This window comes from Streptomyces sp. NPDC001513 (genome assembly GCF_042894695.1).
Taxonomy (GTDB): Bacteria; Actinomycetota; Actinomycetes; order Streptomycetales; family Streptomycetaceae; genus Streptomyces.
Map to the genome: position 1 here is coordinate 65962 of NZ_JBIAVU010000010.1, position 16759 is coordinate 82720.

General features: G+C 71.9%; 14 protein-coding genes and 1 tRNA gene. 2 read left to right on the plus strand and 13 right to left on the minus strand.

The window, feature by feature from the left end:
• Window positions 1-6: 6 nt before the first annotated feature.
• From ettA to ACFYZ4_RS22855, 7 genes are all read right to left on the minus strand, one after another.
• Complete coding sequence (gene ettA, locus ACFYZ4_RS22825) at window positions 7-1671, minus strand: energy-dependent translational throttle protein EttA (RefSeq protein ID WP_351290297.1); 1665 nt, start codon at window positions 1669-1671, stop codon at window positions 7-9.
• Between the two features lie 171 nt (window positions 1672-1842).
• Window positions 1843-2070, minus strand: a complete 228-nt coding sequence (locus ACFYZ4_RS22830; protein WP_351290299.1) for a hypothetical protein — start codon at window positions 2068-2070, stop codon at window positions 1843-1845.
• 285 nt (window positions 2071-2355) lie between these two features.
• A complete protein-coding gene (locus ACFYZ4_RS22835) occupies window positions 2356-3843 on the minus strand; it encodes a bifunctional phosphatase PAP2/diacylglycerol kinase family protein (RefSeq protein ID WP_390784679.1) in 1488 nt (495 codons plus the stop codon).
• Window positions 3844-3944: 101 nt separating this feature from the next.
• Window positions 3945-5132 (minus strand): thioester domain-containing protein, encoded by a 1188-nt coding sequence (locus ACFYZ4_RS22840; RefSeq protein ID WP_390784680.1) that lies wholly within the window; start codon window positions 5130-5132, stop codon window positions 3945-3947.
• A gap of 161 nt (window positions 5133-5293) precedes the next feature.
• Window positions 5294-5701 (minus strand): single-stranded DNA-binding protein, encoded by a 408-nt coding sequence (locus ACFYZ4_RS22845; protein WP_390784681.1) that lies wholly within the window; start codon window positions 5699-5701, stop codon window positions 5294-5296.
• A gap of 99 nt (window positions 5702-5800) precedes the next feature.
• The gene (locus ACFYZ4_RS22850) at window positions 5801-7681 is read right to left on the minus strand and encodes a GTPase (RefSeq protein ID WP_390784682.1); all 1881 of its coding nucleotides are present in this window, start codon (window positions 7679-7681) and stop codon (window positions 5801-5803) included.
• 4 nt (window positions 7682-7685) lie between these two features.
• Entirely contained in the window at window positions 7686-9305 is a 1620-nt protein-coding gene (locus ACFYZ4_RS22855; RefSeq protein WP_351290458.1) for a dynamin family protein, read from the minus strand.
• A 332-nt stretch (window positions 9306-9637) separates the two neighbouring features.
• Here ACFYZ4_RS22855 and ACFYZ4_RS22860 point away from each other — a divergent pair.
• A tRNA-Arg gene (locus tag ACFYZ4_RS22860) sits at window positions 9638-9710 on the plus strand.
• Between the two features lie 166 nt (window positions 9711-9876).
• Here ACFYZ4_RS22860 and ACFYZ4_RS22865 read toward each other — a convergent pair.
• The 5 genes from ACFYZ4_RS22865 to ACFYZ4_RS22885 all read right to left on the minus strand — a co-directional run bounded on the left by ACFYZ4_RS22865 (window position 9877) and on the right by ACFYZ4_RS22885 (window position 14959).
• The gene (locus ACFYZ4_RS22865) at window positions 9877-11271 is read right to left on the minus strand and encodes a tyrosine-type recombinase/integrase (protein ID WP_390784683.1); all 1395 of its coding nucleotides are present in this window, start codon (window positions 11269-11271) and stop codon (window positions 9877-9879) included.
• Complete coding sequence (locus tag ACFYZ4_RS22870; protein WP_390784684.1) at window positions 11271-11462, minus strand: helix-turn-helix transcriptional regulator; 192 nt, start codon at window positions 11460-11462, stop codon at window positions 11271-11273. Before ACFYZ4_RS22870 ends, ACFYZ4_RS22865 begins: the two co-directional genes overlap by 1 nt.
• 482 nt (window positions 11463-11944) lie before the next feature.
• Window positions 11945-13420 (minus strand): ATP-binding protein, encoded by a 1476-nt coding sequence (locus tag ACFYZ4_RS22875; protein ID WP_390784685.1) that lies wholly within the window; start codon window positions 13418-13420, stop codon window positions 11945-11947.
• A gap of 1 nt (window position 13421) precedes the next feature.
• Window positions 13422-14264 carry a bifunctional DNA primase/polymerase gene (locus ACFYZ4_RS22880; protein WP_390784686.1) on the minus strand — a complete coding sequence of 281 codons (843 nt, stop codon included), beginning with the start codon at window positions 14262-14264 and terminating at the stop codon, window positions 13422-13424.
• Window positions 14261-14959, minus strand: a complete 699-nt coding sequence (locus ACFYZ4_RS22885) for an SAM-dependent methyltransferase (protein WP_390784687.1) — start codon at window positions 14957-14959, stop codon at window positions 14261-14263. The genes ACFYZ4_RS22880 and ACFYZ4_RS22885 overlap by 4 nt, the downstream gene beginning before the upstream one ends.
• A 234-nt stretch (window positions 14960-15193) precedes the next feature.
• Here ACFYZ4_RS22885 and ACFYZ4_RS22890 point away from each other — a divergent pair, with 234 nt between their 5' ends.
• Window positions 15194-16171 (plus strand): HNH endonuclease, encoded by a 978-nt coding sequence (locus ACFYZ4_RS22890; protein WP_390784688.1) that lies wholly within the window; start codon window positions 15194-15196, stop codon window positions 16169-16171.
• Window positions 16172-16273: 102 nt separating this feature from the next.
• On the opposite strand, the gene ACFYZ4_RS22895 is transcribed toward ACFYZ4_RS22890, so the two are convergent.
• On the minus strand, window positions 16274-16747 hold the full coding sequence (locus ACFYZ4_RS22895; protein ID WP_390784689.1) for a hypothetical protein: 474 nt from the start codon (window positions 16745-16747) through the stop codon (window positions 16274-16276).
• Window positions 16748-16759: the final 12 nt, after the last annotated feature.

Below are 16759 nucleotides of genomic sequence, written 5' to 3' on the forward strand. Positions count from 1 at the left end.
GCGACCTCAGCCTCGGGTGAGCTTCTTGTAGGTGGCACGGTGCGGGCGGGTGGCGTCCGCACCGAGACGCTCGACCTTGTTCTTCTCGTACGACTCGAAGTTGCCCTCGAACCAGTACCACTTGGACTCGCCCTCGTACGCCAGGATGTGCGTGGCGACTCGGTCGAGGAACCAGCGGTCGTGGGAGATGACCACGGCCGCACCGGGGAACTCGAGCAGGGCGTTCTCCAGGGAGGAGAGCGTCTCGACGTCGAGGTCGTTGGTGGGCTCGTCGAGGAGCAGCAGGTTGCCGCCCTCCTTGAGCGTCAGCGCCAGGTTCAGGCGGTTGCGCTCACCACCGGAGAGGATGCCGGCGGCCTTCTGCTGGTCCGGACCCTTGAAGCCGAAGGCGCTGACGTACGCGCGCGAGGGCATCTCGACCTGGCCGACGTTGATGTAGTCCAGCTCGTCCGACACGACGGCCCACAGGGACTTCTTGGGGTCGATGTTGGCGCGGCTCTGGTCGACGTACGAGATCTTGACGGTCTCGCCGATCTTGACGGAGCCGGAGTCCGGCGCCTCCAGACCCAGGAGCATCTTGAAGAGCGTGGTCTTGCCGGCGCCGTTCGGGCCGATGATGCCGACGATGCCGTTGCGCGGCAGCGTGAAGGACAGGTCGTCGACCAGGACCTTGTCGCCGAACGCCTTGTTGAGGTTGTTGACCTCGACCACGATCGAGCCCAGACGCGGGCCCGGCGGGATCTGGATCTCCTCGAAGTCCAGCTTCCGCATCTTGTCCGCCTCGGCGGCCATCTCCTCGTAGCGGGCGAGGCGGGCCTTGGACTTGGTCTGACGCCCCTTGGCGTTCGACCGCACCCACTCGAGCTCTTCCTTGAGGCGCTTCTGACGCTTCTCGTCCTTGCGGCCCTCGACCTTGAGACGGGTGGCCTTCTTCTCCAGGTAGGTGGAGTAGTTGCCCTCGTACGGGTGGGCGCGGCCGCGGTCGAGCTCGAGGATCCACTCGGCGACGTTGTTCAGGAAGTAACGGTCGTGGGTGACGGCCACGACGGCACCCTTGTACTGCGAAAGGTGCTGCTCCAGCCAGTTCACCGACTCGGCGTCGAGGTGGTTGGTGGGCTCGTCGAGGAGGAGCAGGTCCGGGGCCTCGATCAGCAGCTTGCAGAGCGCGACGCGGCGCTTCTCGCCACCGGAGAGGTTGGTGACGGGCCAGTCGCCGGGCGGGCAGCCCAGGGCGTCCATGGCCTGCTCGAGCTGGGCGTCGAGGTCCCAGGCGTTGGCGTGGTCCAGGACTTCCTGGAGCTTGCCCATCTCGTCCAGCAGCGCGTCGGTGTAGTCGGTCGCCATTTCCTCGGCGACCTCGTTGAAGCGCTTCAGCTTGGCCATGATGTCGGCCGCGCCGTCCTGGACGTTCTCCAGGACCGTCTTCGTCTCGTCGAGCTTGGGCTCCTGCATGAGGATGCCGACGGTGAAGCCGGGAGACAGGTAGGCCTCGCCGTTGGACGGCTGCTCCAGCCCCGCCATGATCTTCAGAACGGTGGACTTACCGGCACCGTTCGGGCCGACCACACCGATCTTCGCGCCGGGCAGGAAGTTCAGGGTGACGTCATCAAGAATCACCTTGTCGCCGTGCGCCTTGCGCGTCTTGCGCATGGTGTAGATGAACTCAGCCAAGAGAAACCGTCCGGCAGATCGATGGTGGGCAGATACACCCCATCTTGCCAGGCGTCCATACCCCGGGGGAAACGCGTAAGGTCCGGGCCCCTGGGCTGGGGCGCGGCCCGGGGGCGGGTCTCACGCTCTGGTCACCGTCGGTCGTCATCGGTAGCCACCGGGGCCCGCCGGTCAGGCGACCGCCTGGCGCTCGGGCGCCTTCCGCAGCTTCACCCCGCCGACGATGAGCGCCAGCCCCACGGCGACGACGCCGAGGTAAGCGGTGGACGGAAGGTCGACGATCTTGTGGAACCAGCCCCACTCCGTGCCGAAGAAGGTCTGCGAGGCGAAGCTGACGAGCCCCTGGGCTCCTACGACGTAGCCGATGCTTTCGACGGTGTATCCGATGGTTGTTCGCACGGATCAACCCTCTCGCGGCGATGCCGCAAGATCGTCCTCCCCAGGACCGAAAACACAGTAGGCCAAAGGATGCAGTCGCCTGTCGCAACGCCTCGCGGCCCGCGTGCAGGCGGAGCAGTTCGCGCGCCAGGAGCGGCCGGCCGGTGCCCGGTGGCAGCGTGAGCGGGAGATCGCCGGGCTGGAACAGCGGCGCCGGTGCGCGGGGCCATGCGGGCCGACCTCACGATGCCGCCGCCGGACCGGCCGGCGGCGGACGGCCCGGCGGCGGTCGGCCCGTGAGCGGCATCAGCGGGGGCGGTAGACCGTGAGGGCTTCCGGGAGCTGGTCGAGGACCAGGGCGGTGGGGGCTTCGGCGTATTCGCCGTCGTAGGCGAGCGGGGTGCCCGGGGGGATGTCGCCGATGCGGAGGCTGCGCAGGCGGGTGGCGGTGTGGACCGGGGAGCGGCTCAGGGGGCCCGCGAGGGCGGCGGCCAGGAGGCGGGGGCCGGGACGGCCGCCGCCGTAGACGAGCCGGAGGTCGAGCAGGCCCTCGCCGAGGCTGTCGCGGCGGCGGGGGGTGGGGCCGGTGCCGTGGTAGGTGCCGTTGCCCGCGAAGAGCAGCCATACGCTCCGGGGCCGCCCGGCGAGCCGCAGCCGCACGGGCCGCTGGGCGCGCAGCACCCGCCAGGACGCCAGCAGCGCGGCGGGGCCGCCGCCGATGCGCGGGCCCCAGCGCAGCCGGTGGCCCAGCAGCTCCGGGTAGGCGCCGATGCTGAAGTTGTTCAGGAAGTAGCCGTGCTCGGCGTCCGGGCCTTCCCCGGGGCCCGGGGAGAAGCGGCCGACGCCGACGCGGACGGCGTGCCCGTCGGCCAGGGCGCGGCAGGTGTCCTCGCTTCCGCCGAGGCCGAGGTCCATCGCGAAGTGGTTGAGGGTGCCGCCGGGGAACACGGCCAGCGGGACGCCGGCGCGCAGGGCGGCGGTGGCGGCCGCGTTGACCGTGCCGTCGCCCCCGCAGACCCCGAGCACGGCGGCCCGCCCGGCCGCCTCCGTCAGGGCGGGGACCAGTTCCTCGCCCGCGCACTCGATCACCTCGGCCTTGGGGAGCCGGGTGCGCAGGAGGTCGAGCCCCGCGTCGGCGGCCGTTCCCGAACCGGTGTTGACCACCACGGTCAGCCCGGCCCCGTCGGGCAGCGCGGGCGCCCCGGCGGCCGTCCGTTCGTCGCCGGGCGCGACCCGGGCGTCCTGTACGTCCCGCGCGAGGCGGCGTACGACTCCGGCCGCGGCCACCCCCAGCGCGGCGCCCGCGACCACGTCGGAGGGGTAGTGCACGCCGGTGTAGACGCGGGAGAACGCCACGGACGCGGCCACCGGAGCCAGCGCAGCCGCCCAGCCCGGGGACTCCAGCGCCAGCCCGGCGGTGAAGGCGAACGCCGATGCCGAGTGCCCGGACGGGAAGGAGGTGGTCTGCGGCTGCGTCGTCAGCTGCCGCACGGCGGGCACCCCGTCCAGCAGCGGCCGCGGCCGGCGCACGGACCACTTGCCCACGGTGTTGATGGTCGCCGAGGCCAGCGCCAGCGAGGCGACCGCGCGCCCGGCCGCCTTGCGGCCCCTGGCCGAGCCGAAGACGGCGATCGCCGCGGCGGCCCCGCCCCACAGCACGCCGTGGTTCGCGGCGCGCCCGAGCCGGGGCAGCACCCGGTCGGCCCCCGGCCAGTGCCGCCGGGCCACCGCGTCGAACAACTGCCGGTCCCATCGGGCGACGGCACCCTGCCAGGTCAGATCCTGATCAACCATTCCCTGCCCCTACCCGGGGCCGCGGATCCGAATCCGTCCCGGCGGCCACCCGGCCCAACCGGCCCGAGGAGGGCTACAGAGCAGGGGCTGCCGAGGAGGGGCTACGCCCCATCCTCCTCGTCGAGCGGGCGCTTGCGCAGCAGCAGGACCACCAGGCCGCCCAGGACCACCAGGCCCACCGCCAGGGAGGCGATGACCGGGGTGGCCGCCGAGCTGCCGCTGGTCGCCAGCCGCTCCTCGTCCGGTGAGGTCGTCGGCACGGCCGCCGACGGCGCGCCCAGCGCCACCGCGTCCGAGCCGGTGGCCGTGCCCGCCTCGGCCACCGGGGCCGGCGGCCAGAGCGCCGTGGCCGTGGCGGCGGCCGCGGACTCGCTGGAGCCGGCCACGATCTGCGCGTGCGCGGGCGCCTCGCCGGTGAAGACCCGCCCGACCGGCACCTTGGTCGCACCGTGGACGGTGACCGAGGCCGTGCCGTCGGGGGTGCCCGCCGGCACCTCGAAGTACAGCCGGCTCCCGTTGACGGCGGTGTCCACGGGCGCCCCCTCGGCGTCCACGACCCGCACCCCCATCGCGACGGCCGCCGCGTCCGGGACGACCGACACGCTCCGCGCCCCGGTCCGCACGGTCACCGGGCCAAGCCGGGTGCCGACCGGCCCCGACACGTCGCCGGGGTCCAGCCCCAGCGAGGCCGGCGGCTCCGGCAGCTGCCCGGCGGCCCGCTGGAGGTAGTCGGCCAGCTTCTCCGCCGCCGGGTCCGCCGCCTCGACCTGCACCCCGTCCGCCAGCCGCCAGATCGCAACCTGGGTCCCGGCCGCCGCGCTCTCCGCGGTGAGCGCCCCGGCACCGGCCGCCTTGGCGAGCCCGGCCAGATCGTTCAGCTGCGGGTAGGAGTGCTCCAGGACCCAGCGGATCCGGCCCGCCTCCCGGTTGCCGGCGAGCGGGCTGCCGGCCCAGCCGCTCTCGGTGTAACGGGACTGCGGCTGGGCGCTGCCCGCCACGCCGACTCCGTACGTCTGGAGCATCCCGCCGCCGTCGACCCGCATCTCGTAGAGCCCGGCCGGGATCTGCCGGACCGATCCGTCCCCGGAGCGCAGGACCGCCTGCCCGTACGTCTTGAGTCCGTCCAGCACGGCGCTCGCGCCCTCCGGCGCCCGGGGCGCGACCGGGTCGGAGTCTGCGGCGGCCCGGGCGGCGGGTGCGGTGGCGAGGGCCGCGGCCAGCAGGGCCACCGCCAGCGGCCGGCGCGCGGAGCCCCGTACCGCGGCGGGTGGTTCCAGAGGAGCGGGCACGGCGGCGGAGCGAGGTACGGAGCCGGCAGCGGCACGAGGCGCGGCGCCGGCAGCGGGTTCAGGAGCGGAGGATGCGGGAACGGCAATCGACACAGTCTTCCCCTTCGGGCCAAAGACCCAGGTGCCCGTGAGTACCGGGGAATCCTAACCGCCTCGAACACTCAGACCACCGCCGCCTTCTGAGTGGCCATCAGCGGAGTGTCCGTTCGCACCACGCGCCGGAAGGCCGCCGTGCCGCGATTCAGGTCGTGCCCGATGGCGGTCGCGTCGATCTCCGCGGACACCCACCGCTTGCCGTCCCCGTCGGGCGGGTCCTCCCGCACGCGCAGCCGCCCGTGCACCACGAGCGGTTCGCCGACCGATACGGAACCGGCGAGATTGACGGCGAGCACGCGCCGCGCCCACACCGTGTAGAAGCTGGTGGCCCCGTCCGTCCAGGCTTCCCTGCGCCGGTCGAAGTACCTCGGCGTCACCGCGAAGCGGAAGCGCGCCGACGGACCGTTCACCGTCTCCTTGTAGTCGATCTGCGTGGCCACGCAGCCCACCAGCGTCACCTGGGTGTCGTTCATCCCGGCCGCCCTCCCCCGTCGTCCGTGCCCGTGCGGTCCATCCGTACGAGCTACGAACCATGCTGGGGCAGGCCGCGGATCCCCGCTCAGGCCTGTGGATTACTGGCGGGTTGTGGACAACCGGCTCCCCCCTGCGGCCACCGTGGCGTACTGCTCCCGCACTTCCCGGTAGCGCAGCAGCTCCGCCGCCACCGGTTCCAGCACCCGGGCCCGCCCGCATCCGGCCGCCGCCTGCCGCAGCCTGCGCTCCGCGTCCTGCCCGTACCGGCGCGCCGGTCCCCGGGCGGCGATCGAGCAGGCCCATTCCACGAGGGGCCCGCCGATGATGCCCGCCACCATCAGCAGCACCGGCGGCAGCAGCTTCGGCTCCAGGACCCCGACGATCTGCCCGACCAGCCACAGCCCGCCGTAGATCTGCACGAGCGTCATGGCCGCCTGGCCCAGCACGGCGGCCGGCCACCACGTGGGCCGCGGCGGTTTGACGCTGGGCACGGCGACGGCCGCCCCGAGCGTCACCGCGATCTCGTCGAGCGCCTCCGGGAGCCGGTCCGCGCCGCGCACGGCGGTCTCCCGGACGGCCTGCGCCCAGGGGTCGGGCAGGCCGGCCACCGCCTCGTCGGCGACCGCCCGTACGGCCTGTTCCACCCGCTGACGCGCGGTCACCTCCTCCTCGACGGGCGCCGGCGCGACCGTCTGGCCGCGGCCGCCGATCGCCGCCAGCGCGGCCAGACCGGCCAGGGAGCGCGGGGCGCGCCGGCTCTCGTACCACCGCCACAGCCGCAGCCACGGCGTCCCGCAGGCCTTGCCTGCGTTGCGCCGCCAGGCGCGCTCGGCGGCGAGCCCGGCCGCGTACGCCCCGACGGCCTCGGCGAGGCGGTCCTCGAACTCGGCGCGCGCCGCCTCGCCGATCTCCGGCCCGGAGTGCCCGTCGGCGACGTAGAGCGGCCGCAGGCGCACGGCCGCGCGGTCGACGTCGGCGGAGATCCGCCGGGTGGCGGCGCCCCTCTCCTGGGTGAACTGTCCGAGGAGTTCGCGCAGTTCCCCGACGCCCTCCCCGGTCAGCGCGGAGAGCCCGAGGACCGTGGCGCCGGGCTCGCCGTGCTCGCCGAGCGCGATGCCGTCGTCGTCGAGGAGCCGGCGCAGGTCGTCCAGGACGAGGTCGGCGGCCTCGCCGGGCAGCCGGTCCACCTGGTTCAGCACGACGAAGGTCACCTCCGCGTGCCCGGCCAGCGGCCGCAGGTACCGCTCGTGCAGGACGGCGTCCGCGTACTTCTCCGGGTCCACCACCCACACCACGGCGTCGACCAGGGCCAGGACGCGGTCCACGTGGTCGCGGTGCGCGCCGACCGCCGAGTCCAGGTCGGGCAAGTCGACGAGGACCATCCCGCGCAGGGCCTCCGCCTCCGAGGTCTCGCGGGGGCGGCGGCGCAGCCGTCCCGGGATCTCCAGGCGGTCCAGCAGTCCGGCGGCCCCGTCCGACCAGCTGCACGCGATGGGCGCCGCGGTGGTCGGGCGGCGCAGCCCCATCTCGGAGATCTGCACCCCGGCGAGTGAATTGAAGAGTGTGGACTTGCCGCTTCCGGTGGCTCCGGCGATGGCGACGACCGTGTGCTGCGGCGAGAGTCCGCGGCGCGCCGCCGCCTCGTCGAGGACCCGCCCGGCCTCGGCGAGGGTCTTGCCGTCGAGCCTGGTCCGGGACAGCCCGACGAGCTGGCGCAGCGCGTCGAGGCGCAGGCGCAGGGCCTGCGCCTCGGGGCTGAGCGGGGGCGCGGGCGACTTGCCGCCGTCGCTGCCGGCGCCGGAGACGGCCCGGACGAGTGCGTCGTCGCCGATGTCCCCCCCGTCGGACCCGTCGGACCCGTCGGACCCGTCCGTCCCGTCGGCCCCGTCCTCCTCGAGCCCGCCGGCGGCCCGGGGGCGCGAGCGCGCGATGAGTCCGTCGTCCCAGCGGTCGTCGGTGCGGTCGGTCAGGGCGGTCACCGCGTCACCTCTCCTTCTGCAGTACGGACAGCGCGGCGATCAGCTCGGCCTGTGGTTCCGGGCTCACTTCGAGCGCTTCGAGCGGGGCGAGCCGGCGGTCGCGCTCGGCGCGCAGCACCTGGTCGAGGTGGTCGCCGACGAGTTCGCCGCCGCGGTCGCGCAGCCGCAGGGCGGCCTGGGCACCGATGCGTTCGGCGAGCTTCTCGCCCGCGGGCCGGGCCCGTTTGCCGCCGAGCAGGGCGGCGACGAGCAGGGCCGCGACGCCGTCGGGGTCGGGTGCGGGCTGCTTGTCGAGCTTGGCGACCTCCTCCTCGGCGAGTTCCTCCAGCACGCGCCGCCAGCGCCGTACGGCCATGCCGATACGTTCCCCCGCTTCCCGGTCGGGCGCGGGCAAGGTCACCGCGCCGGCGGCGGGCTCGCGCCGCCAGGCTGCGGCGATCCGCTCGTCGGCGGCGGCGACGGCGCACTGGAGGAGTGCGGCGAGGGACTCGGCGAGGGAGTCGAGCAGTTCGTCGGCGCTCGTGTCGAGCGGGTAGCCGCGCCAGCGGGTCAGCGCGTCCCCGGCCAGTACGGCGCCGTGGTCGAGGCGGCCCCGGACCCTCTTGCCCTCGCGCCGGTACGCGTCCTCGACGGCTGAGGTCAGCCGTACGGAGGCGGCGTGCTGGGCGGCGACGGCGGAGGCGAGTTCCGGCATGCGGCGGCCGAGGGAGTCCAGGGCGCCGAGCGCGGTCCGTCCGACGGCGTACTGCCGGGCGGCCGGGTCCTGGGCGTGGTGGGCGAGCCAGGCGTACAGCGGGGCGACGGCGCTGGCCGGCAGCAGCCCGCCCCCGCCCGCCGATTCGGGCAGTTCCGGGACGGTGAAGCGCGGCACCTCGCCCAGCCCGGCCTTGGTGAGCAGGGCCCCGTACTGCCGGGAGACCTCGGCGAGCACCTGGTGCGGGACCCGGTCGAGGACGGTGATGAGGGTGGCCTTGTACTGCTTGGCGGTGCGCAGCAGGTGCCAGGGGACGGCGTCGGCGTACCGCGAGGCGGTGGTGACCATCACCCAGACGTCGGCGGCGCAGATGAGTTCGGCGGCGAGCGTCCGGTTCTCGACCACGAGGGAGTCGATGTCGGGGGCGTCGAGGATGGCGAGTCCGCGGGGCAGGCTGGAGACGGTCTCGATGCGCATCTCGCGGGTGGCGTGGGTGTTGCCGTGGCCGCGGTCGCGGGGCCGGGCCCGTGACGTGGCCGAGGGCGGCTCCTCTTCTTCGTGGGGCACCCAGACGCGCATCAGGTCGGGCAGCACGCGCATTCCGGCGAACCAGTGATGGTCGTCCGGATGGCAGACGAGCACCGGTGTGCGCGTGGTCGGGCGCAGCACTCCGGCTTCGCTGACCTGCCGTCCGACGAGGGAGTTGACGAGGGTGGACTTACCGGCCCCGGTGGACCCGCCGACGACGGCGAGCATCGGCGCCTCGGGCGCCTTCAGCCGGGGTACGAGGTAGTCGTCGAGCTGCGCGAGCAGCTCGGCTCTGGTTTGGCGGGCGCGCGGGGCGCCGGGCAGAGGCAGCGGCAGACGCACGGACGCGACCCGGTCGCGCAGGGCGGACAGGGCATCGAGCAGCTGAGGCCGAACATCCAAGGTCACCACATGCGAAGAATGCCCAATTTGGGACCATTTTTGAAGCTTATACGTCCTCTGCGCGCCGACCGCGACTCCAGTGGGACATTCTGGGCACGACGGACGAGTGGGGCGCAGGCATAACGAGTGCACAACACCAGGGGCGACGCGGCGCAAAAGCGATGCGAGAATCGCACCTGCCTGCGATTATCGGGACCGCTTCACGGAACCTCCACATCGTGGCCCGCGAGTGAAGCAACCGGGACAAGGCGGCCGGAGCCCTATCCTTGACCCGGCACGGACCACAGTCCCACCCCCACCAGGGGCTCCAGGCCCACCACGGCCACCTTCCGGCCCCCGTAGCTCAGTGGATAGAGCAGGTGCCTTCTAAGCACTTGGCCGCAGGTTCGAGTCCTGCCGGGGGCACTCACCTGAAGACCCTCCCGCGGGAGGGTCTTTCTGCTGGCCAGGGGTGGTTTCCGGTGGCAGGTCGATCTCAGGATTCTCCCCCTCGGCGGATCCGAGAGGGTCCGGCGGTGTCCGGCTGATACCGAGTTCCTGCGGGTCGCTGCGGAGAATACGCGGTGAAAAATCAAGCCCCTGGCGCGGCCGGGTCCGGCAGATCCCCCGCCCTTTCGATCCGCTGCTTGAGGTCGTCCAGCTGCCCGTTGATGCATCGTGCGTACGTGGCTAGGAGCACAGGGACGCTGTTGCCCGCCCATTCGGCGACGTCCGCGGCGGGGACGCCGGCGTTCAGCCAGTTGGTCAGGCAGGTGTGCCGGAGGTCGTAGACGCGACGGGCGAGAGGGGACTCGAATGCGTGGGACTCGAGTACCTCCTTCCGGGCCCGCCGCCACGCCCGCCGGATGACCGAACCAGCCAGGAGCCCTCCGTTCTCCCCCTGAACCAGCAGGTCCCCCGCCCCCAGCCGCTCCCTCTCGATGTGGGCGCGGAGGATGCGCGTGAGGGCGGGACGGCAGGGCACCGTACGCATGTCGTCAGCTGCTCGCCCCTTGAGGCCCCGACGCTCCCGAACTTCACCGGTGTCCGTCCACTGCTTGCCCACCTCGGGCCGGGCGGTGTGGATCAACAGCTCACCCCACTGGTCGCCGGCGTCCGCAGGAGGGAGCCGTACATCCGCGACCTTGAGCGCGACGACCTCTTCCGGCCGGGCCCCGGTGTAGTACATCGTGGCGAAGAAGGCGTGGAGCCGCTGGCCGCCCCGCGGCCGCGCGTGGATCCAAGCGAGCAGCTTGGCGGCCTGGTCCCTGTTGAGGAGCGACCGCTTGTCGACGGCGGAGGAGGTCTTCGCCGCCGTTGTGCCCTTGCCCTTGGGCAGCAGGTTCTCCCGCAGCACTTTCCGCTTGATGGCTTGCTCGATCAGGACGTTGAGGACACGCTTGTTCCGCCTGACCGAGCTGGCGGCTGCCGCGGTGCCGTCGAGTTTGGTCCCTGCGGCCCGCAGCAGGGCCTCTACGGTGCTTTCGTCCTCCCAGGCGGCCATCGTGAGGCTGTTTCGCTCCACCCACCGCAGGATCACGGCGATCTCCGGCGGGGCCTCGGCACGCTGAGCGGTGTTGAACGCGTACTCGCGCAGGGCTCGGCGGACGTCCACGTCGTCGAACATCGTCGGCTTGCTGCGGAGCAGGGCCACCGTGACAGGGGTGAGCGCCTTCGCGACGTTCCGCCGGTTGTTCGCAGACGTCCGCCCCCAGAGCTGATCCACGAACTGGACCGCGAAGTCGTACCACTTCACGCCGGCCGCACCGGACTGATGCGAAACGGGAAGCCCGGTGGAGAGGCTAAACGCCTCCCCCTTCCGAGCCGCGGTCACGAGACCCGAGCGGAAGGACTCCGCGAGGGGTCCCGTGGCGAAGGGCTTCCTCCACTCCCTGCCCGCCAACTCCCAACGGACAGTGTGGGTGGTCTTCTTCTTCCCCTCGTACACCGAGGTCTTCCACAGCTTTACGTCGTACGTCGTGTCCATCAGGCAGCGTCCTCGCGCTCGTTCAGCCAGACGTCAAGGTCGGTGCGGCGGACACGGAGGTCGCCGTTCGGGAGCTTGATGCAGCGGGGAGCCCGCCGCTTCTGGCGCCAGTCGTAGAAGGTGGACTTCGAGACCTTCAGCTCAGCGCAGACTTCGACGATGGTCAGCTTTTCTTCGGGCGTGCGCGCCACGGTCGGCTCCTGTCGTGGAACAGCGGGAGTTGAGCCTTCGGGAGGTTCGCTACCTGTCCGAGGCTGGGATTTCTGCGTCACCCCGTCACCTGCGTCACGCACTCGCCTGACCTGCGGTTTTGGGTGACGCAAGGGGTAGGCGTGCGTCATCGTCCTGCGTCACCTGTGTCATTGGGTGACGCAGGTTGGTGACGCAGGTGACGCCGGGTGACGCAGCCGTGGGCCGTCTGCGTCACCCGCATATCGGCAGGTCAGGGGTGGTTTTCAGGGCGTCAGTGACGCGGGTGACGCAACATCTCCTCTCTTAGGAAAAAGAGAGGAGGTTTCTGTTGTAGTGCGGTGCCTCTTCAAGCGAAGTGAGGGGCCGCTGCGCGGCACGTCCTTTGCAGCGGCGGCAAGCCGCCGGACAAGCAAGAGGAGCACGCCCCACCCAGGGCCGGGGTGCTCTTCTTGCCTGTGCAGGGGCTCGGTGGTCGCGCGGGTTAAAACGCCGCTTCCTGCTCGTGGGCCGCCGGGCTGGTGGGCCGGGTCATTTCGATGTAGCGGGCGGCTTTGGTGCGGCCCCAGTCGACGAGTACGCCGCGTGCGGCGAGGGTGGGCTGTAGGCGCTTGAGGCGGTCGGAGAGGACTTTCCCGGTGGTGGGCCACCCCTTGGGCAGGGGCCGGAAGTCCTCGCCGGTGTAGAGCTGGGTGAGGGCGTGCAGCCACTCCGCGGAGGTCATGCGCACTTCCTCGCCCGGGTCAAGGGTGGCGGCGTGCTTGAGGACGGTCTGGGCGAGAAGGTCGCCTTCGATAACGTCGTCGTTGAGGTCGTCGAGGCTGGCCCGGTACGCGGTCAGCGCGCTGAGACCGGTGGCGGTGTCGAGCTGTGCGCAGAGGTGGGCGAAGTCGGCCATCCGCAGGTCGGTCGGGGTGTCGGCATCGGTGGCTCGCACCTTGACGGTGAGGTCGAGCAGGGAGCCGAGGATGACGGGCAGGGCCGGCTTGTACTCAGCCCACAGCTCAGCCTCGGTCCGGCGCACCTGGGGCCGCACAAGGCGGAGGGGCAGGAGTCGTTCGGCGAGGTCGGGGCGGATGACGCCCACGTCGATGCCGGTCAGGAGCAGCGGACGGCGGTAGCGGGAGCGGACGACGTCGCCATCGGTGAACAAGGCGCGTTTGATGCTCTCGGCGCCGGTGACGATGCAGCACATCAGGTCGGACAGATCCGGCGGCAGGTGGGAGAGGTTGTCCAGGGCGGTGACCCACCCGGCCGCCACGGCCGTGATCAGGTTCTCCTCGTCCTTCGGTGCGCGGCGCAGGTCGCCGGTCATGCCCTCGATGATCCGCACTAGCATCCGCCCGGCGGTCGACTTCCCGGCGCCCTGGGGGCCGGTGAGGAACGGGGCGGGGACGGGTACGGACGGTTCCAGGCAGCCGATCAGCCACGCCACGGCGAGGCACTCGCTCTCGGCGTTGGCGAAGTTGCACAGCCGCAGCAGAGCGTCGATGCCCTTGCCGTCGGTGTCCTTCTCGGGCAGGGGGAGTTCGCCGGTGAGCTGGGTGCGCCGCCAGCACACCTCTTGCGGGTCGGGGGTGAGGATGTCCCAGCCGGTGGGGTGGATGCGGATCGACTGGCCGTCGTCGCGGCCCAGGTCGAGCCAGGTCGCGCCGTCGAATCCCGGGGCGACGCGGATGTGGGTGGGCTGTACGTCCTGGCTAAGGGCGAGTGCTTCGATCAAGTCCAGTGCCTCCTTGAGTGCGCTGCCGTTGAATGAGCCGCGGCCGTCGTTGTAGAGCCCGACCATGAGCTCCTGCCGGTGGCTTCCAGTCGTGCCCTGGGAGCGGATCGGACGGGCGACGGGGTGGCCGTTCTTCTGCGCGTACACGGTGCCTTCGGTCGTGCGGAAGTACCGGAAGTGGGCCTGTGCGTAGTCGGTGATGATTTGCCGCGCCGGGTTCTTCTCGTCCTCGGGCATGTCACATCCCCAGAGCGGCGGCAGCGTTGGACCAGGCTGTCGTGCAGTGGCGGGCGGACTCGCCCTTGGCATGCGCGGCCGTGAACAGGCGGCCGATGTGGGCTTCGGTGAGGCAGCCGCACCGGCCGTGCGCGGACAGCACCGCCAGGAACGTCCCGTACACGGTGGCGTGCACCCCGCTGGTCGCGGCGGTGATCCGCCGCTCCGCCATCGCGATCCCGCGCTCCAAGTAGACCGGCGACCGGTGCCGGCACTCCCCGCCCCCGGCCTGCCGCGCCACGGTCACGGTGCCGGGGGCCGGGCGGGGGCTGGCCGGAGTCTTGTCGGCGAGTACGCGGACGGCGTCCGGGAGGGGCCTCAGCGTGCCGTTGCCGGCGCCGCGCCACCGGGTGTAGGAGGCGGTGGACTTCAGGTCGATGCCGTCTCGCACGCCGTTCACGGAGCGCATGGTGCCCTGGTAGATCCAGTGCTCCCCGCGGGTGGTCGCCACCGTTCGGGTGGTGGGCAGGTTCTCGTGGGCCCAGGCCACCGCGTCCGCGTGGTCGAGGTCCACCACGGTCAGACCGGCGCCGCCGGGGTGGTAGGCGACGGCGGCGGCCTGCCGCCACGCACCAGCCCACGAGCCGGACGTGAGGACGGCGGGGTTAGTGGTGGCGGCGGCCCAGGCGTGGCAGGGGCGGGGGCAGGCGCAGAGGCCGGGGGTCTGCATGTTCGGCCGGCCACCGCAGGCGTTGTTCCGGCAGGCGGCGCAGTTGCCCATGGGGCCCTTGCCTTCTCGCAGCGGCAGTACGGGAACGCCGCAGCCGGCGAGGTTGAGGGCGGTGGTCAGGAGGGTGCGGTTCATGCGGCTACCGCCTCAGTGGTGATGTGGGTGCGGACCTGGGTGCCGATCCAGTGGGCGTAGGCGGGCGGGATGGCCTCGCAGACGCCCTGGATGGTCGTGATCCAGGGGGTGCCCATGGCGTGGGCGGCGGCGCGTTGCCAGGCCTTGGAGTGGCGGCCGCCGGTGATCGTCATGAACGGGCGCTCAGCGGTGGGGAGGTAGCCGTTCCTCGTGCACAGCGGCCCGTGCCCGGGATGGGCCGGTGCGGTGATCGGGAAGCTGGTCTCGAAGAGCCGATGCCGGTACATGGCCAGGCCGAACATGGGCCCGCACAGCAGGGTCGGGTCGATCAGTTCGGGGCGTGCGGCTTCGACGTTCTCGATCACGTACGGCCGGCCCACGGCCCGCATCGCGGTCCTGGTAGGGGCGATGAGGTCGGGGTAGGTCTTGTGGTTGTAGGCGTTGAGGGGGCTGTACTGCTGGCAGGGCGGGGATCCGTGCACGAGGTCGTATTCGTGCCCGTGGGCGTACAGGTAGTCGATGGCGTCGCCGTGGATGAACGTGAACGGGTATTCGGTGGCGCAGTCGGGGTCGAGGTCAACGCCGACGACGTCGAATCCGGCGTGGTGGTAGCCCATGGCCATGCCGCCGCGGTGGCAGTACAGGTCCAGGACCCGGGGCCTGCGCTGTGGCGGGATCGGGATGGGGTGCGTCATGCTGGATGCCTCCAGTGCGTCGGTCGTGCTGGTATGAGGGCGGCCCCGGTCTTTTCGTCGAGAGGGGGCCGCCCTTTGCAGCGCCCGAGGGGCGCCGGTGTCCTGCGCCGGTGGAGATCGCGGCGGGCGGGAGTGTCAGTGGTGCCCGATACGTTGATCGCGTGGGCCGTCCGACCGAGCCGCCATGCGCGGCTGGTCACGGGGGACGGGTTTCGGGCGTGGAGGGAGTCGCAGTTGACGGCGTGGCTGATGTACCTGGGTGAGAGCGCCAAGCGCGTGGGCCAGGGTTATGACGATCACCCCAGCAGCCACTACAGCTGGGACGACAAGGTCCCGAACCGCGAGAGGATCCAGGTCGGGGACACGATCGTGTTGTGGAACGGCAAGGCCCTGCTGGGGTTGTCCGTCATCGAGGACATCGCGGTCGGTGCCGGGAAGAAGACGATCACCCGCTGTCCGAAGTGCGGCACGGCTGGTCCCGGCCGCCGAAAGAAGGACCCGCTGCCGTTCCGCTGCTGGAACAAGCCGTGCAAGCACGCGTTCGCCGATCCCGTGATCGAGATCGTGGACGTGAAGACCTACCGCAGCCGGCACGAGGCCGGCTGGGTCGACCTGCGCGGCCACGTCTCCGGCACGGAGCTGCGGGCCCTGTGCGTGAAGACCAAGTCGCAGAACGCCGTGCGCGAGCTGCGCTGGGACGAGTTCCGCTCGCGGGTGGAGACCGGGAAGAACGCCACCTCGCTGAAGATCGTGGAGAAGGCGCGCTCGGTCATCACCCACGGCTTCTCCGAGCGCATGGCCCGGGTCCGTAAGGGCCAGGCCGCTTTCCGGGCCTCCCTGCTGGACCACTTCGGTGAGGTCTGCGCGTTCACCGGGCCGATGCCCGCCGCCGTCCTGGACGCCGCCCACCTCTACAGCTACGCCGACCAGGCCAAGCACCACGAGAGCGGCGGACTGCTGCTGCGCAAGGACGTCCACCGGCTGTTCGACCTCGGCGAGATCGCCATCGACCCGAAGACCCTCACCCTCGACGTGGCGCCCAACACGCGGGCCTTCCCCGCCTACGACACCCTCCACGGCCAGGCGGTGGCCGTGTCCCTCGACAAGAAGCACCAGGAGTGGATCGCGGAGCACTGGAACATGCACCGCGCCCCCAGTCAGGCGTTCATCCCCGGTCAGAGTGCCGGCGCGCAGGTGGCGGTCGACGTCTGAACCCGTGCGGAACGTGGATCGGTTGAGTCATGCTGGATTCCTCCAGTAGGCGCTGGATGAGGGCGGCCCCCTGCCATCGGTGCGGGGGTCGCCTTCCGCTATTCAGCGGTTGTTGAGGGTGCCGGTGGCGCGGCCGAAGAGGCCGGTTGCGGTGATGTTCTGCGTGATGTGGGTGGTCGCCCCGGCCCCGCCGCGGCCGACGCGGGCCAGGAGCGGAAGGGCGACGCCGACGGCGATGAGGGCGACGAGGGCCCAGAGGGCGTTGGCCATGGCGATCAGTCCGGGGGCGGCGTAGGAGATTCCGATTCCGGCCGCCCCGATCCCGCCGCCGAGGGTCGGGGCGAGGAGCGCGGTCGTCTTGGCCCATGCCGGAACACCTGCGGCGGGAACCGGCGCGGGGGCCAGTTCGATCGGGGTGGGGTGGGTGTAGGCGAGGGTGCGGGTGCCGTTCGGCAGGGTCACCAGCCGGATCCCCGCCTGCTCCGTGAGTACGGGCACGGGGGCTGCCGGGTGGTCAGTCGGGGCGGGGTACCAGGTGATCGGTTCGGGGTGGTGGATGGCGGGCTCGTGCGGCATGGGGATGCCTCC

What these genes read in the sequence shown, in the direction of transcription:
- ACFYZ4_RS22835 (WP_390784679.1), bottom strand. Translation starts at nt 3,843, where the DNA reads ATGGTTGATCAGGATCTGACCTGGCAGGGTGCCGTCGCCCGATGGGAC.
- ACFYZ4_RS22875 (WP_390784685.1), bottom strand. Translation starts at nt 13,420, where the DNA reads ATGCCCGAGGACGAGAAGAACCCGGCGCGGCAAATCATCACCGACTAC.
- ACFYZ4_RS22885 (WP_390784687.1), bottom strand. Translation starts at nt 14,959, where the DNA reads ATGACGCACCCCATCCCGATCCCGCCACAGCGCAGGCCCCGGGTCCTG.
- ACFYZ4_RS22845 (WP_390784681.1), bottom strand. Translation starts at nt 5,701, where the DNA reads ATGAACGACACCCAGGTGACGCTGGTGGGCTGCGTGGCCACGCAGATC.
- ACFYZ4_RS22895 (WP_390784689.1), bottom strand. Translation starts at nt 16,747, where the DNA reads ATGCCGCACGAGCCCGCCATCCACCACCCCGAACCGATCACCTGGTAC.
- ACFYZ4_RS22880 (WP_390784686.1), bottom strand. Translation starts at nt 14,264, where the DNA reads ATGAACCGCACCCTCCTGACCACCGCCCTCAACCTCGCCGGCTGCGGC.
- ACFYZ4_RS22865 (WP_390784683.1), bottom strand. Translation starts at nt 11,271, where the DNA reads ATGGACACGACGTACGACGTAAAGCTGTGGAAGACCTCGGTGTACGAG.